At 63.2% G+C, this 19,049-nt stretch carries 19 protein-coding genes; 6 read left to right on the top strand and 13 right to left on the bottom strand.

The annotated features are described in order from the left end of the window. Positions 1 to 24: 24 nt before the first annotated feature. From HMI60_RS02300 to HMI60_RS02285, 4 genes are read right to left on the bottom strand one after another with little or no spacing between them, the layout of a single operon-like run. Complete coding sequence (locus HMI60_RS02300) at positions 25 to 1,059, bottom strand: AAA family ATPase (RefSeq protein WP_064723324.1); 1,035 nt, start codon at positions 1,057 to 1,059, stop codon at positions 25 to 27. Positions 1,060 to 1,091: 32 nt separating this feature from the next. After that, positions 1,092 to 1,562 carry a DUF1003 domain-containing protein gene (locus HMI60_RS02295; protein WP_055976217.1) on the bottom strand — a complete coding sequence of 157 codons (471 nt, stop codon included), beginning with the start codon at positions 1,560 to 1,562 and terminating at the stop codon, positions 1,092 to 1,094. Between the two features lie 22 nt (positions 1,563 to 1,584). Continuing rightward, positions 1,585 to 4,002 (bottom strand): phosphoketolase, encoded by a 2,418-nt coding sequence (locus HMI60_RS02290; RefSeq protein WP_193590478.1) that lies wholly within the window; start codon positions 4,000 to 4,002, stop codon positions 1,585 to 1,587. A 7-nt stretch (positions 4,003 to 4,009) separates the two neighbouring features. Continuing rightward, a complete protein-coding gene (locus HMI60_RS02285) occupies positions 4,010 to 5,191 on the bottom strand; it encodes an acetate/propionate family kinase (protein WP_110504204.1) in 1,182 nt (393 codons plus the stop codon). Between the two features lie 159 nt (positions 5,192 to 5,350). Between HMI60_RS02285 and HMI60_RS02280 the strand changes: the two genes are divergently transcribed. Beyond that, positions 5,351 to 6,175 (top strand): universal stress protein, encoded by an 825-nt coding sequence (locus tag HMI60_RS02280; RefSeq protein ID WP_079581273.1) that lies wholly within the window; start codon positions 5,351 to 5,353, stop codon positions 6,173 to 6,175. Here HMI60_RS02280 and HMI60_RS02275 read toward each other — a convergent pair. Further along, a complete protein-coding gene (locus HMI60_RS02275) occupies positions 6,172 to 6,654 on the bottom strand; it encodes a pyridoxamine 5'-phosphate oxidase family protein (protein ID WP_193590477.1) in 483 nt (160 codons plus the stop codon). The genes HMI60_RS02280 and HMI60_RS02275 overlap by 4 nt on opposite strands. Positions 6,655 to 6,888: 234 nt before the next feature. On the opposite strand from HMI60_RS02275, the gene HMI60_RS02270 reads away from it, so the two are divergent. Further along, complete coding sequence (locus HMI60_RS02270) at positions 6,889 to 7,311, top strand: pyridoxamine 5'-phosphate oxidase family protein (protein WP_193590476.1); 423 nt, start codon at positions 6,889 to 6,891, stop codon at positions 7,309 to 7,311. Here HMI60_RS02270 and HMI60_RS02265 read toward each other — a convergent pair. From HMI60_RS02265 to HMI60_RS02250, 4 genes are all read right to left on the bottom strand, one after another. Further along, positions 7,256 to 9,115 carry a heavy metal translocating P-type ATPase gene (locus HMI60_RS02265; protein WP_370584104.1) on the bottom strand — a complete coding sequence of 620 codons (1,860 nt, stop codon included), beginning with the start codon at positions 9,113 to 9,115 and terminating at the stop codon, positions 7,256 to 7,258. The genes HMI60_RS02270 and HMI60_RS02265 overlap by 56 nt on opposite strands. Before the next feature lie 72 nt (positions 9,116 to 9,187). Continuing rightward, complete coding sequence (locus HMI60_RS02260) at positions 9,188 to 10,255, bottom strand: zinc-dependent alcohol dehydrogenase family protein (protein WP_079581277.1); 1,068 nt, start codon at positions 10,253 to 10,255, stop codon at positions 9,188 to 9,190. A gap of 72 nt (positions 10,256 to 10,327) precedes the next feature. Next, positions 10,328 to 10,792 (bottom strand): pyridoxamine 5'-phosphate oxidase family protein, encoded by a 465-nt coding sequence (locus HMI60_RS02255; RefSeq protein ID WP_079581278.1) that lies wholly within the window; start codon positions 10,790 to 10,792, stop codon positions 10,328 to 10,330. Between the two features lie 69 nt (positions 10,793 to 10,861). Beyond that, positions 10,862 to 11,332, bottom strand: coding sequence for a pyridoxamine 5'-phosphate oxidase family protein (locus HMI60_RS02250; protein ID WP_018779700.1), 471 nt, complete (start codon positions 11,330 to 11,332; stop codon positions 10,862 to 10,864). 168 nt (positions 11,333 to 11,500) lie between these two features. Between HMI60_RS02250 and HMI60_RS02245 the strand changes: the two genes are divergently transcribed. Beyond that, on the top strand, positions 11,501 to 13,219 hold the full coding sequence (locus HMI60_RS02245; RefSeq protein WP_193590474.1) for a GAF domain-containing sensor histidine kinase: 1,719 nt from the start codon (positions 11,501 to 11,503) through the stop codon (positions 13,217 to 13,219). 12 nt (positions 13,220 to 13,231) lie between these two features. Here the strand turns inward: HMI60_RS02245 and HMI60_RS02240 are convergent, their stop codons facing one another. Then, positions 13,232 to 13,924, bottom strand: coding sequence for a response regulator transcription factor (locus tag HMI60_RS02240; protein ID WP_193590473.1), 693 nt, complete (start codon positions 13,922 to 13,924; stop codon positions 13,232 to 13,234). Positions 13,925 to 14,152: 228 nt separating this feature from the next. Between HMI60_RS02240 and HMI60_RS02235 the strand changes: the two genes are divergently transcribed. From HMI60_RS02235 to HMI60_RS02225, 3 genes are all read left to right on the top strand, one after another. Next, positions 14,153 to 14,515 (top strand): SPW repeat protein, encoded by a 363-nt coding sequence (locus HMI60_RS02235; protein WP_018779703.1) that lies wholly within the window; start codon positions 14,153 to 14,155, stop codon positions 14,513 to 14,515. Between the two features lie 80 nt (positions 14,516 to 14,595). Beyond that, entirely contained in the window at positions 14,596 to 15,999 is a 1,404-nt protein-coding gene (locus tag HMI60_RS02230) for an MBL fold metallo-hydrolase RNA specificity domain-containing protein (protein WP_370584089.1), read from the top strand. Positions 16,000 to 16,141: 142 nt separating this feature from the next. Then, on the top strand, positions 16,142 to 17,005 hold the full coding sequence (locus tag HMI60_RS02225) for a universal stress protein (protein WP_227453638.1): 864 nt from the start codon (positions 16,142 to 16,144) through the stop codon (positions 17,003 to 17,005). Between the two features lie 87 nt (positions 17,006 to 17,092). Here HMI60_RS02225 and HMI60_RS02220 read toward each other — a convergent pair whose 3' ends face one another. The 3 genes from HMI60_RS02220 to HMI60_RS02210 all read right to left on the bottom strand — a co-directional run bounded on the left by HMI60_RS02220 (position 17,093) and on the right by HMI60_RS02210 (position 18,987). After that, a complete protein-coding gene (locus tag HMI60_RS02220; RefSeq protein WP_193590471.1) occupies positions 17,093 to 17,944 on the bottom strand; it encodes a universal stress protein in 852 nt (283 codons plus the stop codon). A gap of 40 nt (positions 17,945 to 17,984) precedes the next feature. After that, a complete protein-coding gene (locus HMI60_RS02215; protein WP_079581283.1) occupies positions 17,985 to 18,428 on the bottom strand; it encodes a pyridoxamine 5'-phosphate oxidase family protein in 444 nt (147 codons plus the stop codon). Positions 18,429 to 18,522: 94 nt separating this feature from the next. After that, on the bottom strand, positions 18,523 to 18,987 hold the full coding sequence (locus tag HMI60_RS02210; protein WP_079581284.1) for a universal stress protein: 465 nt from the start codon (positions 18,985 to 18,987) through the stop codon (positions 18,523 to 18,525). Between the last annotated feature and the right edge of the window lie 62 nt (positions 18,988 to 19,049).

Here is a 19,049-nt window from a genome sequence, read left to right as displayed (position 1 = left end):
TCAGGCGTGCTGCTGCCGGGCCGGTCAGGCCAGCCAGCGCCACCAGCGCGGCCGTTCCACCTCATCGGCTTGTTCCGGCTCCGGCTCTTCGCCCAAAGCCAGTGCCGCCTCGACGATGTCATCAGCGGTGAGCGTCATGACGGCCTCCCGGTCAAGAGCATCCAGGCTTTGTCCTTCGTCCAAGGACAGCCGCAATGCCTGCCGGTTCAGTGCCTGCTCGAACAGCGTGCGGGCGAACCGTGCGTTACCGGAGTCCTCGCCCGCATGAAGCCCGGCGAGAATGCGACGCAGCATCTGGTCCGCACCCGGCTCCAACATGTACTGGTGCTGGGCAAGCATTTGGTGAAAAATCGTTTCGAGTTCGTCCACCGAGTAGTCAGGGAATATGATCTCCCGGGCGAACCGGGAGCGCAATCCAGGGTTGGAGAGCAAAAAGGCTTCCATTAACCGGGGGTAACCGGCGACGATCACGACCAGCCGATGCCGATGGTCCTCCATCCGCTTGAGCAGGACTTCAATGGCCTCCGGGCCGAAGTCCGTCCGCCCGTCCTCCGGGGCCAGCGCATAAGCCTCGTCGATGAAGAGGACACCGTCCAGCGCGCGCCGGATCACCCGGTCCGTCTTGATGGCGGTCGCTCCGACGTATTGCCCCACCAGGCCCGAACGGTCGACCTCAACCAGGTGTCCCTTCTGCAGCAGACCGACCGCGCGGTACATCTCCGCCAAAAGCCGCGCCACTGTGGTCTTGCCCGTGCCCGGGTTTCCGAGGAACACCAGGTGCTGGGAGGTGGCCACTTCCGGCAGGCCGTGCGCCTTTCGGCGGGCCTGGACACGGAGCATGGCAACCAGGGCACGAACCTGTTCCTTCACGGTCTCCAGTCCGACCAGCGCATCGAGTTCGGCCTGCACTTCGGACAGCGGCCGGGCCGGCCCCGGCTTGACTCCGATGAGGTCGCCGACCAGGTCGTCGACGCGCTCCGAACCGGGCAGCTTGAGCTGATTGGCCAGATGGCCAATGGTCTCACGCAGGTCATCGAGCGGATTGCGGCTGGCAGCCATACACCCACTGTAGACCCCGTACCGCTTGCTGGTTATGGTGACGGGTCGCCACGAGTTGGCGTAGGCTTTTCGCCGTCGTTGTCCTCCTCTGAAACACCTGACTGCGGAAGGGCGGCCAACAGCCTCCCAAGCAGCTCCAATTGTTCGCTGTTGATCGCCATCAGCCGGTCGATCTCCGCTTTGGCCTGCACGTCTGTGTCGAAGTCGTGCTGTGCCATTGCTGCCGCTATGGCATCCTGCCGTTTCGCTGCGATCAGCAAAATGGCACCTTGAAGGCCGGCAAGCATCGACAAGAACAGGTTCAACAGGATGAACGGGTAAGGGTCCCAGGCGTTCCCGGCCAGAAGGTAGGAATTGATGGCGGCCCAAACCACCATCGCCAAGACGAAACACCCGACGAAAGTCCAGCTGCCCATGCCGTTGCGGAGGTAGTCCGCTGCTCGCTCACCCTTGCTCAGGCCCGCGAGGTGCTGACCGTGCCAGGTCTTATCGTGTTCACTCATGAGCACAGTGGACGAGGTTGAGCTACTGCTGCGTCCATACCCAGTCCCGGATTTCCGGAAGGTCTTCAAAGTGCTCCCGGATGTAGTTGGCGTGGGCTTCCAGTTGGCTCTGGCAATGCTCCAGGAGGTGCCCGGCTCCTGCGAATTCTCCCTTGGCCCGGTGCAGTGCTTCCATCACCAGGTGATACCGGCTGACTTTGTTCAGGACCACCATGTCGAAAGGCGTGGTGGTGGTTCCTTGCTCGTTGTATCCACGGACGTGGAAGCGCTCGGGCTCCGGGCGGCCGTGCAGAAGTTGGTGCAGGGCCCGCGCATAACCGTGCCAGGCCATCACGACGTCCACGTCGGCAGTGAAGAGTTCCTGGAACTTAGCACTCGAAAGCCCGTGCGGATGGGTACCCGGAGGCGGCAGGACCATGGCATCCATGACGTTGACGACACGGACGGACATGTCCGGGACATGTTTTTTGAGGAGCCAGGCAGCCGCCAAAGTCTCTTGCGTGGGTACATCACCGGCGCAGGCCAGGACGATGTCAGGTTCCCTGCCGCTTGGGGTCCCCGGGATCTCATTACCGGCCCAGTCCCATGCCGATGCGCCCACAGCTGCGTGCTGCCTCGCCTCTTCGAGCGACAAGTACTGCGGATGTTCCTGTTTGTCGATCACCACCAGATTCACGTAGTCCTTGCTCTTGAGGACGTGTTCCGCCGTGACCAGCAGGGTGTTTGCATCCGGCGGGAAGTAGACCCTGACGACCGTGCTTGACAGTGAAATCACGGCATCGATGAGCCCTGGTCCTTGATGGCTGAATCCGTTGTGGTCGTTGCGCCAGCAGGTGGAAGTCAACAGGATGTTCAAGCTGGGTACGGGTTCCCGCCATTCCAGGTCCCGGGAATGCTGGAGCCATTTGGCGTGCTGGATGGTCATGGAAGCGCTCACCATCGCAAATGCCTCGTAACTGGCAAACAGGCCATGCCTGCCTGTCAGCAAGTACCCTTCCAGCCAGCCCTGGCACAGATGTTCGGACAGGACTTCCATCACCCGCCCGTTGACGGACACGTGGTCCGCTGCAAGCGCGGCAGCACTGCTCGCGGCCGGCTCCATGAGGCACCTGTCGGCGGCTTCGAAGACCGCGCCGAGTCTGTTGCTGTTGGTCTCGTCGGGGCAGAAGAGCCGGAACCTTGGATCGTCGGCGGTGTCGAGGTAAATGTCCCGCAGCATCTCCCCCAACGGTTTGGTGCTCTCATGCATCACTGCGCCGCGGGGAACCGGCTCTATGGCGTATTGCTTGAGCTCGGGCGTGGCGAGGTCGCGGCCCCCTTTCCCACGGCTGGCGGGCAGCGACCCCATGCGCAGATCGCCCTCGGGGGCCAGCCCGGACAGTTCGGCGATCAGCCGCCCATCGGCGTCGAAAAGTTCTTCCGGCCTGTAGGAGCGCATCCATTCCTCAAGTTGCCTTAGGTGCCCGGGGTTGTCCCTGACCCCGGCCAGCGGGACCTGGTGGGAGCGGTGGGTTCCCTCCACGGCTTTCCCGTCCACGGTCGCCGGCCCGGTCCATCCTTTGGGCGTCCGCAGGATGATGGCCGGCCACCGTGCGGGGCCGGTGACTCCCTCCTTACGCGCATGGGATTGGATGGCGCGAATGGAGGCGTAGGCGGCATCCATCGCTGAGGCGAGAGCGGGGTGGACCAAGGCGGGGTCATCGCCGGACACAATGACGGGATCCCAGCCGTGTGCTTCCAAGAGGGAGGCTACGGCAAGGTTTGAGCGTCTGCCCAGCACAGTGGGTCCGGAGATCTTGTGCCCGTTGAGGTGGAGGATGGGAAGTACCGCCCCGTCCCTGAGCGGGTTGATGAACGATGGCGCTTTCCAGGATCCCTCCAGCGGCCCGGTTTCAGCTTCCCCGTCGCCGACGACGCAGGCAACAATCAGGTCCGGGTTGTCCATTGCCGCACCGGTGGCATGCATCAGCGAGTAGCCCAGCTCACCGCCTTCATGGATGGATCCGGGCGTCGCCGGACCGACGTGGCTGGCGATGCCTCCCGGCGTCGAGAACTGCCGGACCAGGGACCGGAGCCCTTCCAGGCCTCTGCCGACGGCGGGATAAACCTCCGAGTAACTGCCTTCCAAGTAGGTATTGGCGACGACGGCGGGGCCACCGTGGCCGGGTCCGGTCACCATCAGGACCTGGGCACCCGTGCGGCGGATGACGCGATTGAGGTGAGCATAGATCAGGGATAGGCCCGGGCTGGTGCCCCAATGGCCCAGGAGCCGGGGCTTGATGTGCCGTGGTTCCAGTGGTTCCTGCAGCAAGGGATTTTCCTGGAGGTAGATTTGGGCCACCGTCAGGTAGTTCGCCGCGGACCAGTACCGGTGCAGGAGGTCAAAGTTCTCTTCTTCAGGCTTAGGATCGGTATCGGTGGTGTTCAAGTCCCGGCTCATGTCGCGATCAACCTTCCTCAGTTGGCATGGCGAGCAAAGCCGCCGTCGATTCTGCAATGGCACGTTCTTCGTCGCTGGGCACTACGAGCACCGGAAATGTGGAGTCCATGGTGCTGATCACGCGGATGCCGTCCCGGGCGGCCGTATTCAGGGCCTTGTTATTCGGGGCCTTGTTATTCAGGGCCGCGTCGATGCCAAGGCCAAGTGGTCCCAACCAGGCGACCACCTTCTCCCGGAACAGCGCAGAGTTCTCGCCCACTCCCCCGGTAAACACCAGGGCGTCGGGTCCGCCAACCACCATGGAATACGCGGCTACGTATTTGGCGAGGCGGTAGGCAGCTATGTCGATGGCCAGACGGGCCCGGGGCTCGCCGTTGCGGGCAGCCATCCCAACAGTCCTCATGTCCGCGGATCCAGCAACTGCAAGCAGCCCCGATTGGTGGTTCAGGATGTGGTCGACTTCATCCGCGGTTGCTCCGTCCTGCTGCAACAGCAGGACCACGGATGGATCCAGGTCTCCGGAGCGCGTGCCCATGACGAGCCCCTCCAAAGGTGTCATTCCCATGGAGGTATCCACACTGAGTCCATGCCTGACGGCGGTGACGGACGCTCCGTTGCCGACGTGGGCCACCACAGCGCTCAGGGTGGAAACAGGCCCGTCGAGAAACGCGGCTGTGTCCTGGCAGGCCATCTCGACGGAGATTCCGTGAAAGCCGTATCGCCGCACGGGATAATCCCGGTATAGATCCTCCGGAATGGCATAACGGGCGGCAAAGTCCGGAATGGAGCGATGGAAGGCCGTGTCAAAGACCGCAACCTGTGGCAGATCGGGCCATCGTTGGCCGGCCGCCTCGATACAGGCAACGCTGGCCCTATTGTGGAGCGGCGCCAAGGGACTGAGCCCATCAATGGCCGCTGTTACTTCCGCGGTGACACGAACCGGAGTGCTGAACTGTGCGCCGCCGTGGACAACGCGGTGTCCGATTGCTTCCGGCGCGGATCCAACGCTTTTGATGGTGGCCTCCAGTTCGTCAAAAGCGGCCTCCAGGCGATCCGGGCTGGAGCGCTCCCCCGGTGGCCAGTCAACCTGTCCTGACAGCAGGATGCCCGCAGCCCGGCCGGCATCGACGGTCTCCCGAAGGTGGTACTTCAGCGATGAGGAACCTGGGTTCAGTACAAGGACGCGCATGTTCTCCTCTCGTCACCGGTACTGCAACGGATCGTGCCCTCCCTGTGGACCCTAACGCACTGTGCCGCACAGTGGGAGGGCCTTCCGGCCCTTGCGACGGCGGCCTGTGCCACCGATAGTGGAGACCATCACCGTTGGCAACCGAAGGGAACTCCGTTCGTGAAGAATCAGATCCTGGTTGCGCTGGACGGTTCCCGGGCCGGTGGACATGTTGCGGACTGGGCTGCTGCCCGGGCGGATTCGATGGGTTCCGGCCTGGTCTTGGTGCATGTTGTTCCCGGAGAATGGCTCTATCCCAAGGAACGCGACCGGCAGCTGGCGCAGCGACGTGGCGATGACCTTCTTGAAAGTGAAGCGGCCCGCTTGACGTCGGCCTTCCCGCGCTTGAGCGTCGTCCACCGCCGGTTATCAGGTGAACCTGCCGAAACGATCGCCGCGTTGTCGGCCGACTACGAGTTGGTGGTGGTGGGAACGGACCGTGGACCAGGCACAGAAGGGCAAGGGTACGGTTCGGTCAGTTTCCAGGTGGCTGTCACAGGCAAGGGCAACGTCGCCGTTGTTCCTGCCGACCACCCGCAGGGTCGGTCCGGCGTGGTGGTAGGTGTTGACGGTTCGGCTGAATCTCTCTCCGCCGTGGAGTTCGGCGCTGCGGAAGCTGCAAGGCTGGGTCAGGAGTTGATCCTTGTCCACGCCACGGGCCCCGATGCGGCGTCTTCCGTGGACGCGGATGTCCTCCGCGCCTCCGCCCAGCACGCCGGCCGGCAGTTCCCGGACATCATTGTCAAGGAAAGTTCCGACGCCGGAAAAGGCCCCGGGGATGCGCTCGTGGACGCGGCCCGGCATGCGCAAGTGCTGGTCATGGGGCGCAAAGGCCGCGGAGGATTGCGCGTACTCCTCGGCTCCGTCGCCCAGCATGTGCTGCTGCACGTTCAGTGCCCCACCATCCTGACGCGCCCCGGAGAAAAGGGACCTGACGGCAGTTAGCGGGTATCGTCGTCGTGCCCGTCGGCAGCGGAGGGATCCAGCGGCGGCCACCATTTGGACGGTGGGCTGATGACGAACCGGCGTCCGCTGATCTCTGTTGGCGTGACCCTGACCAGGACGTCCTTGGCACCAGGCTGCCACGGGGAAAGACCGGCTTCGACGGCCTCCTGGATGTCCTCTGGCTGGGTGACAAATTCGGGGCTTCCTTTGAGGATGACGCTCCAGGCGACGGTTCCGTAGCGGTTGAATCCATCGGCTTCCAAGGAAAGGGCGGATCCCTCCCGGAGGGCGTCGAGTTTCGTTCCCGGTCCGGTCCTGAAAAGGACGGTTCCAAACTTCGGGACAAAGTTCACCGGGAAAATCTCCGGCAACCCGTCATTGATGAGGGCGATCCTGGCGATGGACACCGACTGCAGATACTTCCAGCAGTCGTGGACGCTGAGTTCCTTGGTGTCCTCTGCCGTTGATGTGTTCTCCATGGCGCCGAGCCTAGCGCCTTCGAACCGGCACGTGTAGGGCATAAGGTCCTCAGCGCCGACGGTCGTCCGGGCTTCTCCCAAGGACTGCCCGGGCGCCAGAGCCGAAGGTCACGGTGCAAGGGCCGCGGGACCTTCGGCCCTGTCGTGGCCGATGTGCCCGCCATAGGATCACGTTCATCAGCTCTCAGCTGCCCACCCGGCGCTGTGGCCCCTACATCACGCAGGAGAAACACCGTGGAAAACGACGAACGACCAGGCACCGTCCTCTCCGAAGCAGACTCGTGGAAGGTGCTCGAACGGAACCAGCATGGTCGCCTGGCCGTCAGTGTCCTGGGAGAGCCGGACATCTATCCGTTGAACTTTGTCGCCCACGAAGGTCGATTGCTCCTCAGGACGAATCCGGGAACAAAGCTGGCCGAACTGACCGTCAACGAGAAAGTTGCCTTCGAGGTCGAGGAGATCGTCGGGTCCGAGGCCTGGAGTGTTGTCCTCAAAGGCAAGGCAAGGGTGATCGAATCCCAGACAGAAATCGACGAGGCGGACAGACTTCCGCTCAAACCGTGGATCCCCACCCGCAAATACACCTACGTGGAGATCACCCCTACAAGGGTCCACGGCCGCTACTTTGAACTTGGTGACGAGCCTGAGCGGTACTGACGCCTTGGCCCTGCCGCACGCGGGACATCTTTGAGGCACGCGGACCCAGTGCCCTGAGCGCGTTCAGGATCGTCGCCAGATCCACGAACTCCTGGAGCAACGCCCCTGCTACCGCCGGGATGACCCCCACCATTGCCACCACCATCAAGCCAAGACTGAGCACGATGCCCGTCCAGATGCTGGTGCGAGCGATCCGCATGGTGTGTTGGCCGATATCCACGGCCAGCGCGGCCCGTGACAAGTCATCGAGCATGATGACCACATCCGCGGACTCGCTTGCCGCAGTGGCACCTTTGGCACCCATGGCAATGCCGACGTCGGCTGCCGCCAAAACGGGGGCGTCGTTGACGCCGTCGCCGACCATCATCACCGGCCGCAGCGTCAGCGCCTTGACGGCCGCGACCTTGTCCGGCGGCAGGCACTCGGCCACCACGTCGTCAATGCCGGCACTTTGGCCGATGTGGCGGGCCGTGGACGAGGCGTCCCCGGTCAGGAGCATGGTGTGCCGCACACCCAACCGGCCAAGTTCCGCCAGGGTCTCAACGGCATTGGACCGTAAGGGATCGCTCATGATGAGCGTTCCGGCGAACTTTCCCCCGACCCCCGCGTAAACGGCGAGCTGTCCGCCTTCCAGCGTTGCGCTCTCAAAGCCGGTGGTGTTCTCTTCCACGAACGCGGGCTTTCCCACAACGACCGGCACCGACCCGACCTCGGCGCGCACGCCATTGGTGGCGTGTTCGCTGGCACCTGTCGCCGGCAGCAGCGACAAACCGCGTCCGCGGGCCGCCGCAATGACGGAGGCGGCGAAAATGTGCGATGAATACTGCTCGGCAGATGCCACCAGCTGCAGGAGATCATCTTCTGACAGCCCTGTCCCCGGAGCGAGACGAATCCCGGCCAGGACGGGTTTTCCCTGCGTGAGTGTCCCTGTCTTGTCGAAGACCGCCGACCTCACCCGGCTGAGCTGCTCCAGCGTGCCTGCGTTCTTGATGATGATCCCCGCCTTGGCGGCCCGGCTGGTCCCGGCCAGGAAGGCCACTGGCGCGGCGATCAGCAGGGGGCACGGTGTGGCCACCACCAGTACCTGGACAAAACGGACCGGATCCTGGCTGAGCCACCAGGCCACGCCCGCCATGACGAAGGCAACCAGGGTGAAAGGCACAGCGTACCTGTCAGCCAGGCGGACAGTCGGGGCGCGGCTTGCTGCGGCCTCCCTCACCAGGCCGATGATCTGGTTGTACTGGGAATCGATCGCGGATGCCGTGGCCACCATGCGGATTGCGTCGGCCCCGTTGACGGAGCCGCTGAGCAGCAAGTCACCGGTCAGCCGCTCTGCCGGAAGGCTTTCGCCGGTCAGTGCGGACTCGTCGAAAGTCCCGACGTCGGACAGCAGCCTTCCGTCGACCGGGACGGTTTCAGCCGGCTTGACAAGAAGGACGTCTCCGGGCGCGACCAGGTCAACGCCGATATCCTCCACCCGGCCATCCGCCTCGCGGTGGGCGTGGCGTGGTGTGCGTTCGAGGAGGGCACGGAGCTCCTTGGTGGCACGGCCCTGGGCGAAGTCCTCCAGGGCTTCACCCCCGGTCAACATGAGGACAATGACCAAGGAGGCGATGTACTCTCCCACTGCGGCTGTCGCGCCGATGGCGGTGACAGCGAGCAGGTCGATGCCCCACCTGCCGTGGAAAAGGCCCTTGACCATTGTCCCGGCGCGGTAAAGCGCCACGGAGAGGGCGTAGATGGTCGCTGTGCCCTGTGCTGCGGCGCCGTTTCCGTTGAGCAGCAGTGCCCCCACGGCGAGCATGGCCAGTACGGTACCGGCGACCAGCGGGAACCGTGCGAGCAGTGTCACTGGGCGTGCCCCCGCGGCGGGCGGTCACCCACGGTGATTCCTGCTGAGGACCACTTTCAACGCTTCGGTCTCGGTGGCCCGGGAGAAGGTGTCGTAGGCGTCCATGAATCCGTCGAGGGGGAAATGGTGGGTAGCGAACTTGTCGGCCGGCAGTTTGTGCTGGGCCACCAGCCGGAGCAGCATCGGGGTGGTGTTCGTGTTGACCAGACCCATGCTGATGTTGATGTTGCGGATCCACAGGTCCTGGAGAGGCAACTCGACCGGTTTTCCGTGGACGCCGATGTTCGCTACGCTGCCGCCGGGGCGCACCAGGCGCAGGGCCATCTCGAAGGTCTCCGGAAGCCCTACCGCTTCCATGGCGACGTCCACGCCGGCTCCGTCGGTGAGAGCCAGGACGTCGCTGGCCCATTGCGGGTTCCCTGGGTTGACGGTGTGGGTTGCCCCGAAATCGGCTGCCCGGGCCAGGCGGCTGTCATTCGGATCAATGGCGATGATCGTTGATGCTCCGCAGAGCCCCGCCGTCGCCATTGCCGCAAGGCCGATGGGCCCGGCGCCCACCACGGCGATGATGTCCCCAGGGGCCACCCGGCCGTCGAGTACGCCGATTTCAAAGGCAGTGGGAAGAATGTCTGACAGCATGACCGCCTCGTCGTCGCCGACGCCGGCCGGCAGCTTGTGCAGGGAGTTGTCCGCGTAGGGTACGCGGACGTATTCAGCCTGGGTTCCGTCGATGAGGTGACCGAAGATCCAGCCCGTGCCCACCTGCCCTTCGCTGCCCAGACAATGCGAGAAGAGTCCCTTCCGGCAGTTGATGCAGTGCCCGCAGGACTTGATGCAGGAGATGATGACACGGTCACCCTGGCTGATGCCGCTGACGGAACTACCGGTTTCGGTGACCGTACCAACAGCTTCGTGTCCAAGGATGCGGCCGGGTTGAACGGCGGGGACGTCGCCCTTGAGGATATGCAGATCCGTCCCGCAGATCGTGGTTGTATCAACGCGAACAATGGCATCGCCGGGCCTGGTGATGACCGGATCCGGAACATCCTTCCAGGCTTTGACGCCTGGGCCGCCGTAGACGAGGGCTTTCATGACATGAGGTCCGTCCTGTGTGAGGCCCCGCTACAGCCCTTAACCCGGGTGCGGGGCGGTTTGGAGAAGGGGTCAGCGGAATACCTGGGCGCGTGCGTCGTTCAAGGGGGTTCCCCAGAGGTCCGGCCGTTTGGTCTTGAATCTCCGGCCGGTGAGTGCTTCAGGCGCCAGGCGCAGGTAGTTGTCCTTGGTGCCCGGCTGCCAGGGATCAAGTCCGAGTGCGTCGACGACGGCCTTCTCCCGGCGGTCCAGGATCACGTGTGCCCGTCCACGGGCCACCACGCTCCATGCCTTTTCGCTGACGGGCTCGTAGCCGTCGATCTCCAAGGCACACGAGGTCGTCATGGTGCTCCAGAACTTGGTGCCCGCACCTGTGCGGAAGACAATGCTGTCGCCGTCCAGGACGTAGTTCACCGGAAAGACATCAGGATGCCCGTCCACGAGTACGGCCAGCCGGCCCACGTTGGTTTGGTCCAAAAGGTCCCAGCAGTCGTCCGGGGCAAGCCGCTCAACGGCGGCAGGAGGCTTTGTGTTCATGCCCTTGACGCTAACGGCGGCAGGCCGCCGTCGTTAGGGCCGTTGGTCCCGGCTTCCCCCACATGCCGGCTACTCCAATGACGCCCGGGTAGCGTCGTCCAAGGGACTCCACCAGGTCAGTGGCGGCGTGACCTTGAAGCGTCGTCCGGTCATGGCCGTCGGAACGATACGGACAAAATGGTCCTTCCGGCCGGCCTGCCAAGGGAAGAGCAACAAACCGACGGTGTCCAGCACTTCCTGCGTCAGTTTGATGCTTTCCGCTGTTCCCTTGACGACGACGCTCCACGCGACACCAGTGTCGGAATCCACGCCATCTGCTTCGATGGCCACAGGTGTTGCGCCGAGGGCCGCGTGCAGCTTGGTGCCTTCTCCTGTTCGGAAAACCAAGGTTCCGTGATCCACCTTGAAGTTGACGGGGAAAATGTCGGGATGATCGACTGCCCATACTGCCAGGCGCCCAACTGAGACACTGCGGAGAAGCTGCCAGCATTGGTTGGCGTCGAGCTTCTCCGCCTCGGGAATTGCAGGTTTGTTCATCATGCGACGACACTAGGACGGCCGACGGTTCCGTGACAGGGCACAAAGACCCCCTGCCTGATCGACTGATGGGGCGTCCGCTGATGGAGGCCTAACGAGTCCCGGAGTAGGCTGGCACCCAAGGAGCCGGGATGCCTCGGAGAGGGTCGCCGGCCTTGGTGAAAGGCAGCGATGAACGACACTCCGGACCCACACGGCACACCACCGGGCGTACCCGGCGTACCGCTGGAGGAACTCCTCAAGGACTTCGTGGCGAGGGCCGGAGAGTTGCTCCAGGCCCAGGAAAGAACGCGAGGTCTCCTGGAAGCCGTGGTGGCGGTGGCCGAAGACCTGGGCCTGGAGTCCGTGCTGGAACGCGTGGTCGCCTCAGCCTGCGACCTGCTCCGGGCGCGCTACGGCGCTCTGGGAGTAATAGGCGAAGATGGCGGGCTCAGCCACTTCATCACAGTCGGCATCGACGAAGACCTGGCAAGCCGCATCGGCCCTCTCCCCACCGGGCACGGAGTCCTGGGGCTGCTGATCACCGATCCCCTGCCGCTGCGGCTCCACGATCTCAGCCGGCATCCGAACGCTTACGGTTTTCCAAAGCATCATCCGCCGATGAAGTCATTTCTCGGAGTGCCTGTCCGGGTCCGCGACAAGGTCTTCGGGAACCTCTATTTGACGGAGAAGGACGGTGGAGAAGACTTTACCCCCGAAGACGAGGATCTCGCCGTCGCCCTCGCCGCGGCAGCCGGGGTGGCAATAGAGAATGCCCGCCTCTACGAAGACGCCCGCAGGCGGACCTCGTGGCTCGAAGCCTGCATGGACATCACCGGCAGGATGCTCGACGACGGCCGGCCTGAAGGTGCCTCCCTTGACCTGATCGCGGAAAGGGCAATGCGCGAATCCGGAGCAGAACTGGCCTTGGTGCTGCTGCCTTCAGCGGAGCAGGCCGGGGAATACACCGTTGAAGGCCACGCCGGCAGAGATGATGGCATGGCCGATGCCGCCCCGGTTAAGGGACGTGTCCTTTCCGTGGCCTCCACCGGCATTCAAGGCCGCAACGATGGATCGTCCTCAACCGTCCAGGACCCATGGCGCCTCTTCCCCGTCGACCGGGCCGGGCAGCCGGGAACCCTGCTGGCAATGGACCTCAGCGCCCAGGGCGACCATCAGGGGATCCTGGTCCTTGGCCGATCATCCGGAAAGGGGGCTTTCTCCACAACCGACGTAGAGATGGCTTCGGTGTACGGCTCACACATCGCGTTGGCCCTCGCCCTTGACCGTATCCACCGCCTGCGTGAACAACAGGTGGTCTTTTCTGATCGGGACAGAATTGCGCGGGACCTCCACGACCTGGTCATCCAACGGCTTTTTGCCGCAGGACTCAGCATCCAAAGTTTGCGGCGCTTTGGCGCAGCACCGTCGGTCGAGGGACGCATCAACGCCATCACGGACGAGCTGGACACCAGCATCAGGGACCTCCGCAATACCATCTACTCGCTCCGGGCCACCGGAGACGATCGAGAGCTCCTGAGCACCCGCATCATGCAGACCATCCAAACAGGAGCCAAAGCGCTCACGCACGCACCGCACCTGACGTTGACAGGCGCGATCGATTCCCTTGAAGACGACGTGCTGGTCGAGCACCTCCTGGCGGTCCTGACCGAAAGCCTCAGCAATGCCGTGCGCCATTCCGGCGCGGAAACAATCACCGTCTCCGTTGCTGTGGAAGATGACGCCTTGACGATGGAGTTGGCGGACGATGGCTGCGGCTTCAGCGAAACAGGTTCCGGCAACGGACTGGACAATATGGTCCGCAGGGCGGCGGAACTAAACGGTTCATGCATCATCACCAGTACGCCGGGCAAGGGGACATCCCTGACGTGGACCGTCCCGCTGCGCTGAGCGGGACCGGTATCAGCGGCCCTTGCCGGCATTCTCCCCTGGCGCATTGGCCATGAAGACGGCGGCTTGGGTCCTGCGCTCGAATCCCAGCTTTGCCAACAACGACGACACATAATTCTTGACGGTCTTCTCCGCCAGCAGCATCTCCTCGCCGATCTGACGGTTGGTCAGGCCCTGCCCCACGAATTCCAGGACCCGCCGTTCTTGTGGAGTCAGGGACGCAATCCTGGGATCAAGCTTCTTTGGTTCAGTAAGTCCGCGGATAATCCGCGCTTTGACGTCTTCATTGAACAAGGATTCACCCTTCGCTGCCCGCCGCAGCGCACCCAGAAGGTCAGTTCCCCCGATTTCCTTGAGGATGTAGCCCGCCGCGCCGGCCAGCACTGCACCCCGCAGCGCCTGCTCGTCGTCGTAACTGGTCAGGATGAGGCAGTTCAGCGTGGGGTCGACGGACCGGACGTCCCGGCATACCTCAATTCCGGTGCCGTCAGGCAGCCGCGCGTCCAGGACGGCGACATCGGGATGGAGGGCCGGTATCCTGCGCGTCGCTTCCTCCGCCGACCCGGACATACCAACGACTTCGAAACCTTCACTTTCCAACAGTTCCTGCAGCCCCCGACGAACCAGTTCGTGGTCATCGAGGATGAACACGCGGATGGGCTTCGCCGTGACGCCTGTCGGGCCGGGTTCCTCAAAACGATTCATGGTTTCCTCTCCGGCGGGGGCGGCACCGCACATGCCGATCTTTGAACACCTCCAAATTGTTGCCGACGTGTTCGTCGGGTTACAAGGGCCAAATGACCCTGCACAACCTTCGTGACTTTTGGCCCTGTTGCCGTTCGGCGATTAAACGGACGCTGGAACTACGGGAAGACCGGACGCCACCTTGCAGGAGCTTGGTGGTTCCATCAAAGAAAAAGGAGCAGTATCACCATGAAGAAATGGACGCGATGGCAGGACTGGACAGTGGTCGCCGCTGGAGCCTACGCGGCCCTCTCAGTGCTGTGGACCACGCAAACTGGATCCTCGACGGCGGTAATGGTCACCTTGGGCATTCTTCTGGTCATCGGAGGAGTCGTTAACCTGGCCGCCCCGGGAATGCCCGCCGCGGAATGGGCGCAGGCCATTATTGCTGTGGCTTTGCTGCTGGCCCCGTGGGTTGCCGGTTTTACCTCCGCTACGGCCACTGCGTGGAGTGCATGGATACCAGGGGCGGTGGCTTTGGTAGTTACCGCGCTGGCCATAAAACCAAGCACGGAGGAATACCGGCACCACCACGTCATGCCCTCGGCATAACCAATCCGGAATCTGGCGCCTGAGCACCGCTCGGCGCCAGATGTTTACCCGATTACTTTCCCCTTTTCCAGCCGGCCCGAATGAGTGGACAGGTCACCATGCAGAACAAGCACGCAGCCAGGCTTCAGTTCCTCGGCGCAACAGACTCCGTCACGGGTTCGCGGTATCTCATTGAGTTCATGGGCTCACGGGTACTGGTGGACTGTGGCCTCTTTCAAGGCTACAAGCGGCTCCGGGAACGCAACCGGCGGCCCTTCCCGGTCTCACCGTCTTCCGTTGACGCCGTTGTCCTGACCCATGCCCACTTGGACCATACCGGCTACGTCCCTGCCCTGGTCCGCGACGGTTTCCGAGGCCCCGTTTACGCCACGCACGGAACGGAGCAGCTCTGCAAACTCCTGCTGCCCGACAGCGGGCACCTGCAGGAAGAAGAAGCCCGCTATGCAGTCCGGACCGGTTCATCAGTGCACAAACCTGCCCTTCCCCTCTACACCGCGGCTGAGGCCGTCAAGTCGCTTAACAGCTTCAGGCCCGTCGACTTTGACACAGCCATCGAAGTTGCCCCCGGAGTCCGGGCCACGTTCGTCCCGGCCGGACACATCCTGGGGGCAGCCCAAATACAGCTCGAGGTGGGAGGGCGGTCAGCCCATTTCACTGGAGACCTGGGCAGGACGGATGATCCGTTCATGTACCCGCCGCGCCAACTTGGGACGGTAGACGTCCTGGTAACAGAGTCCACCTACGGCAACCGGCTCCATCCAAAGGGCAGCCCGGAGCACGAACTGGCTGATGTGGTCAACAGGGTCGTCAAACGAGGAGGCGTGATTCTGATAGCGGCGTTCGCTGTGGGCCGCGCAGAGACACTGATGCTCCAACTGTCCCGGCTTCGCCACAAGGGACTCATTCCGGATGTGCCGGTCTACCTTAACAGCCCCATGGCCATCGATGCCTCCTACATGTACCAACAGCATCCTGAGGAGCACAGGCTGCGTCCTGAAGAATTCACCAGCATGTACCAGCTGGCCAAAATGACCCGCAGCGTAGATGACTCGAAACTTCTCAACCTCCGCGGAGGCCCGATGATCATCATTTCGGCCAGCGGGATGCTCACGGGCGGCCGGATTCTCCACCACGTCGAAGGCTACGGTTCCGATCCCAGAAATGCCCTTGTCCTGAGCGGCTACCAAGCGGCTGGAACACGGGGGGCGGCCCTTGCCGCCGGTTCCCGCGAAATCAGGATCTATGGAAAGGATGTCCCGCTGCGGGCCGAGGTAGTTCAGCTCGAGGGGTTCAGTGCCCACGCCGATGCGGACGGGATCATCCAGTGGATGCGCTCCGCTTCCCAGGCACCGGCAATGACTTACATCACCCATGGGGAACCGGAAGCCTCCGACGCCTTGCGTTTACGCATCAAGCACGAACTCGGGTGGAACGCACGAGTCCCGGAATACTTGGAAGAGGTCAGTCTGGATGCCCCGGACTAGCTGCACAGCCAGGGACGTTGGGGTAATCAACGTCCAACAGCGGGACTTCCGGCCCTAACTCCCGGAGACGGGACACAGGAAACTGGACATGCAACCCCCGGACCCATCGCTCCGGGACATATCCAAGAAGAACGGGACAACCATGAAGGAAGCAATTGTCGTTGGTGTCAACGATTCGCCCAGCAGTGACGCCGCAGTTCGGTGGGCCATGCAGAGGGCTGCGGCCCTGAAGCTGCCCGTACAACTTGTCCACGCCGTCGACGACCGCTGGGCCTATGACGCCGTCGGATATAACGAATGGATCCGGGAGTCCGGCGAGACTCTTCTCGCCGCCGCGAAAGACCACGCCAGCAAGCTAAAACCAACTGTGGAAATCTCCACCGACCTGGTCTCAGGGGGGTCGGGCTACGCTCTTGGCAAGAAGTCCAAGAAGGCCTCCATGGTAGTGGTCGGCTCCGGGCACGGTTGGGTTGGTGGTTCGCTGACGGACCGGGCCTTGCAGGTAGCCACGGTGGCCCAGTGCCCGGTAGCGGTCATCGGCGAGCATGACATGTCGAACCGGCACGGCGTCCTGGTCGGTGTTGACGGTTCGGAAGAATCCACGCAGGCGGTCGCGTTCGCCGCCGCAGAGGCGGATCGGACAGGCCAGGAGCTGACGGTGCTGCATGCCTTCCATTTACCGGAACCAGTGGTGAGCCGCGGCATGCCCCCCGGTAACTACTCCGAACTCGTTGCCGAACAAGAGCGCGTGGTCTTGTCGGAAACAGTTGCGGGTCTGGCGGATACCTATCCCGACCTCGCGATCCACCAGGTCCTCGAAACCCGCATGCGACCGGCGGAAGCACTGCTCGCATATGCGGCCACCGCGCGCCTGCTGGTTGTCGGCAGCAAGGGCCATGGCGCCTTCAAGCGACTGCTGCTCGGATCCACGGCGCATGCGGTGCTCGGCAAGATTCCCTGTCCGACCATCATTACGCGTCTTCATACAGTGAAGCACTCCGAATAGGACGGGCGGCCCTGGCGCAGTGGTCCGGCCATTGTGATCCAGGGCCTCCGTACTGTTCTTCGCCGGACATCACGTCATTCCCTGCCATCAGGCCGGCGGGTGCCTGACGACTATCACCGGACAACCGGCGTGATGGAGAACCGCATGGGCGGTTGAGCCAAAGCTGCCACTGACTGCACCTTGAGCAGAGGTGCCCACGACCACAACCTGGGCACCCCCCGCTGCCCCCACCAGCGTCCCCGCCACGGAGGTTCCCGGCAGGAGGCGGTCCCGGACCTCCAGACCCGGCCAGGTGTTGCGTACTGACCGCAAGGCCGAGTCGAGCATCTCCCGCTTTTCGGTTGCACCCGCTTCGTAGAAAGCGTCTTGGTGAAATCCGTGGTGTCTGTGGACGTGCACGATTTTGAGCACAGAGTGCGCCAAAGAGGCGAAGTTCGCCGCATAGCGGAGAGTGGCCTCCCAGCCTTCGTCAGCTATGCCGACGACGACCGGCCCATGGGGTCGTTCCGAACCTCCGATGACGGCCACAGGGCAGGCTGCCGTGGAAGCCAATTCGAGGCTGACCGACCCAATCAACAATCCTGGAAATCCTTGCGCACCACGGGTGCCGACGACCAAGAGGGAAGCTGTTGCCCCCAGCTTGCGGAGGTTCTCAGCCGGCCACCCATAGACCAGGCTTGTTGCGATTTGCGCGTCTGCAAACACTTCGCGGGCGAGAGCCACCCCATCGGAAACAATTGATTCCGCTGCGTGCCTCAGACCGCTGCCTGCTATACCCGGAACCGGCCCCATGTTGTGGGTAAACACCGGCCAGAGCGAACAATGCACCACATTGAGGATGAAGCCGCTCCTGCGCGCCTGCATGGCAGCCCACCGCACAGCTTTGCCCGCCGCGTCGGAACCGTCGTACCCGACAACGATCCGTTCCTTCTCATTCATCGCCGCGTCCCTGGCACTTCATAGTGGAAGGCAGCCCCTCTCAGGCCAGGAAGACGTGCTTGCCCGTGACCTCTGCGGGCTGAATCCGGACGAAAAGGTCACGCCCTCCACCTGCCCATGGTTCAACCAGGGCCTTTCCCCAAAGTTGGGTGAGCAACGCGGGCTCGACTACCCGGGAAAACGGTCCGCTGAACAGCACGGACCATCCTTCGCTACGATCCGACCGGAAATCATCCACCTGGAACGAAACCTGAAGTCTGGCGACGGGCGTGCCGATCATGCCATCCGCAGAGGTGCGGAAGTAGATGCTGTTCTCATGGACCAGGTAATTGACCGGCAGGATCATGACCCTGCCATGGTGCACAAAACCAACCCTGCCGGTTGTCCGTGAACGCAGGAGCTCCCAGCATTCCTCTTCCCCGAGATCCTCATTGACGTGCCGGGCTCCATCTATCCGGCCTGGTTCCATGCTGGGCAGGGTCATCGCTCATCCTTTCGTGGGGTGCGCCTTGGCTCTCTTCTTTGATTGAGAGCCTATGAAGCCCCACCCGGGAGGCGTAGGGCCAAAAGGCCCCAAGCTACGGTTCGCTCTGCCCCGATGCATCCTTATCCGGGTTGTGGACCACGAGCACCGGGCAATGGGCATGGGCCACACACGCCGAGCTGACCGAACCGAGCAGCAACCCTCCGAAACCCCCATGTCCGCGGCGTCCAACCACGATCATGTCCGCTTCGCGGCTGGCCTCAATCAAACCTTGCCTGGGATGATTCCGGACAAGGCGGGAGACAACGTTGTCCGGAAGCGCGGGCCCGAACGCCTTTTCGACAGCCTTGCCAAGGATCTCTCCTGCGGCTTTCTCGAAGTCCGTTATGCCCATGGCCACGTAGCCGTCGTAAACACGCGGATACTCCCAAAATGCTGTGGCTACCACCTCGGCGCCCAGGGGCCCGGCGAGCTGTTGGGCCACGCGGAGAGCCGTGATGGATGCCTCGGAGCCGTCAACTCCAACGATGATCTTTCCCGTCGAATCCTCGCGGTCCATGACCGTCCCTTTCGCCGAACCAACCTTCCTGTCTGCTGCAAAATACCCTTGAATTGCCGACG

This window comes from Paenarthrobacter sp. YJN-D (assembly GCF_015040335.1).
Lineage (GTDB): Bacteria > Actinomycetota > Actinomycetes > Actinomycetales > Micrococcaceae > Arthrobacter > Arthrobacter nicotinovorans.
Note: the sequence above shows the minus strand (reverse complement) of the source record. Positions and strands in the feature narration are given on the sequence as shown.

Excerpts from the sequence above, each read along its gene's own strand:
- HMI60_RS02220 (WP_193590471.1), bottom strand. The coding sequence starts at position 17,944 with ATGAATGAGAAGGAACGGATCGTTGTCGGGTACGACGGTTCCGACGCG.
- HMI60_RS02285 (WP_110504204.1), bottom strand. The coding sequence starts at position 5,191 with ATGCGCGTCCTTGTACTGAACCCAGGTTCCTCATCGCTGAAGTACCAC.
- HMI60_RS02260 (WP_079581277.1), bottom strand. The coding sequence starts at position 10,255 with ATGAAAGCCCTCGTCTACGGCGGCCCAGGCGTCAAAGCCTGGAAGGAT.
- HMI60_RS02245 (WP_193590474.1), top strand. The coding sequence starts at position 11,501 with ATGAACGACACTCCGGACCCACACGGCACACCACCGGGCGTACCCGGC.
- HMI60_RS02235 (WP_018779703.1), top strand. The coding sequence starts at position 14,153 with ATGAAGAAATGGACGCGATGGCAGGACTGGACAGTGGTCGCCGCTGGA.
- HMI60_RS02275 (WP_193590477.1), bottom strand. The coding sequence starts at position 6,654 with ATGGAGAACACATCAACGGCAGAGGACACCAAGGAACTCAGCGTCCAC.
- HMI60_RS02225 (WP_227453638.1), top strand. The coding sequence starts at position 16,142 with ATGAAGGAAGCAATTGTCGTTGGTGTCAACGATTCGCCCAGCAGTGAC.
- HMI60_RS02250 (WP_018779700.1), bottom strand. The coding sequence starts at position 11,332 with ATGATGAACAAACCTGCAATTCCCGAGGCGGAGAAGCTCGACGCCAAC.
- HMI60_RS02255 (WP_079581278.1), bottom strand. The coding sequence starts at position 10,792 with ATGAACACAAAGCCTCCTGCCGCCGTTGAGCGGCTTGCCCCGGACGAC.
- HMI60_RS02240 (WP_193590473.1), bottom strand. The coding sequence starts at position 13,924 with ATGAATCGTTTTGAGGAACCCGGCCCGACAGGCGTCACGGCGAAGCCC.
- HMI60_RS02295 (WP_055976217.1), bottom strand. The coding sequence starts at position 1,562 with ATGAGTGAACACGATAAGACCTGGCACGGTCAGCACCTCGCGGGCCTG.
- HMI60_RS02290 (WP_193590478.1), bottom strand. The coding sequence starts at position 4,002 with ATGAGCCGGGACTTGAACACCACCGATACCGATCCTAAGCCTGAAGAA.
- HMI60_RS02300 (WP_064723324.1), bottom strand. The coding sequence starts at position 1,059 with ATGGCTGCCAGCCGCAATCCGCTCGATGACCTGCGTGAGACCATTGGC.
- HMI60_RS02265 (WP_370584104.1), bottom strand. The coding sequence starts at position 9,115 with ATGCTCGCCGTGGGGGCACTGCTGCTCAACGGAAACGGCGCCGCAGCA.
- HMI60_RS02210 (WP_079581284.1), bottom strand. The coding sequence starts at position 18,987 with ATGGACCGCGAGGATTCGACGGGAAAGATCATCGTTGGAGTTGACGGC.
- HMI60_RS02230 (WP_370584089.1), top strand. The coding sequence starts at position 14,596 with ATGAGTGGACAGGTCACCATGCAGAACAAGCACGCAGCCAGGCTTCAG.
- HMI60_RS02215 (WP_079581283.1), bottom strand. The coding sequence starts at position 18,428 with ATGACCCTGCCCAGCATGGAACCAGGCCGGATAGATGGAGCCCGGCAC.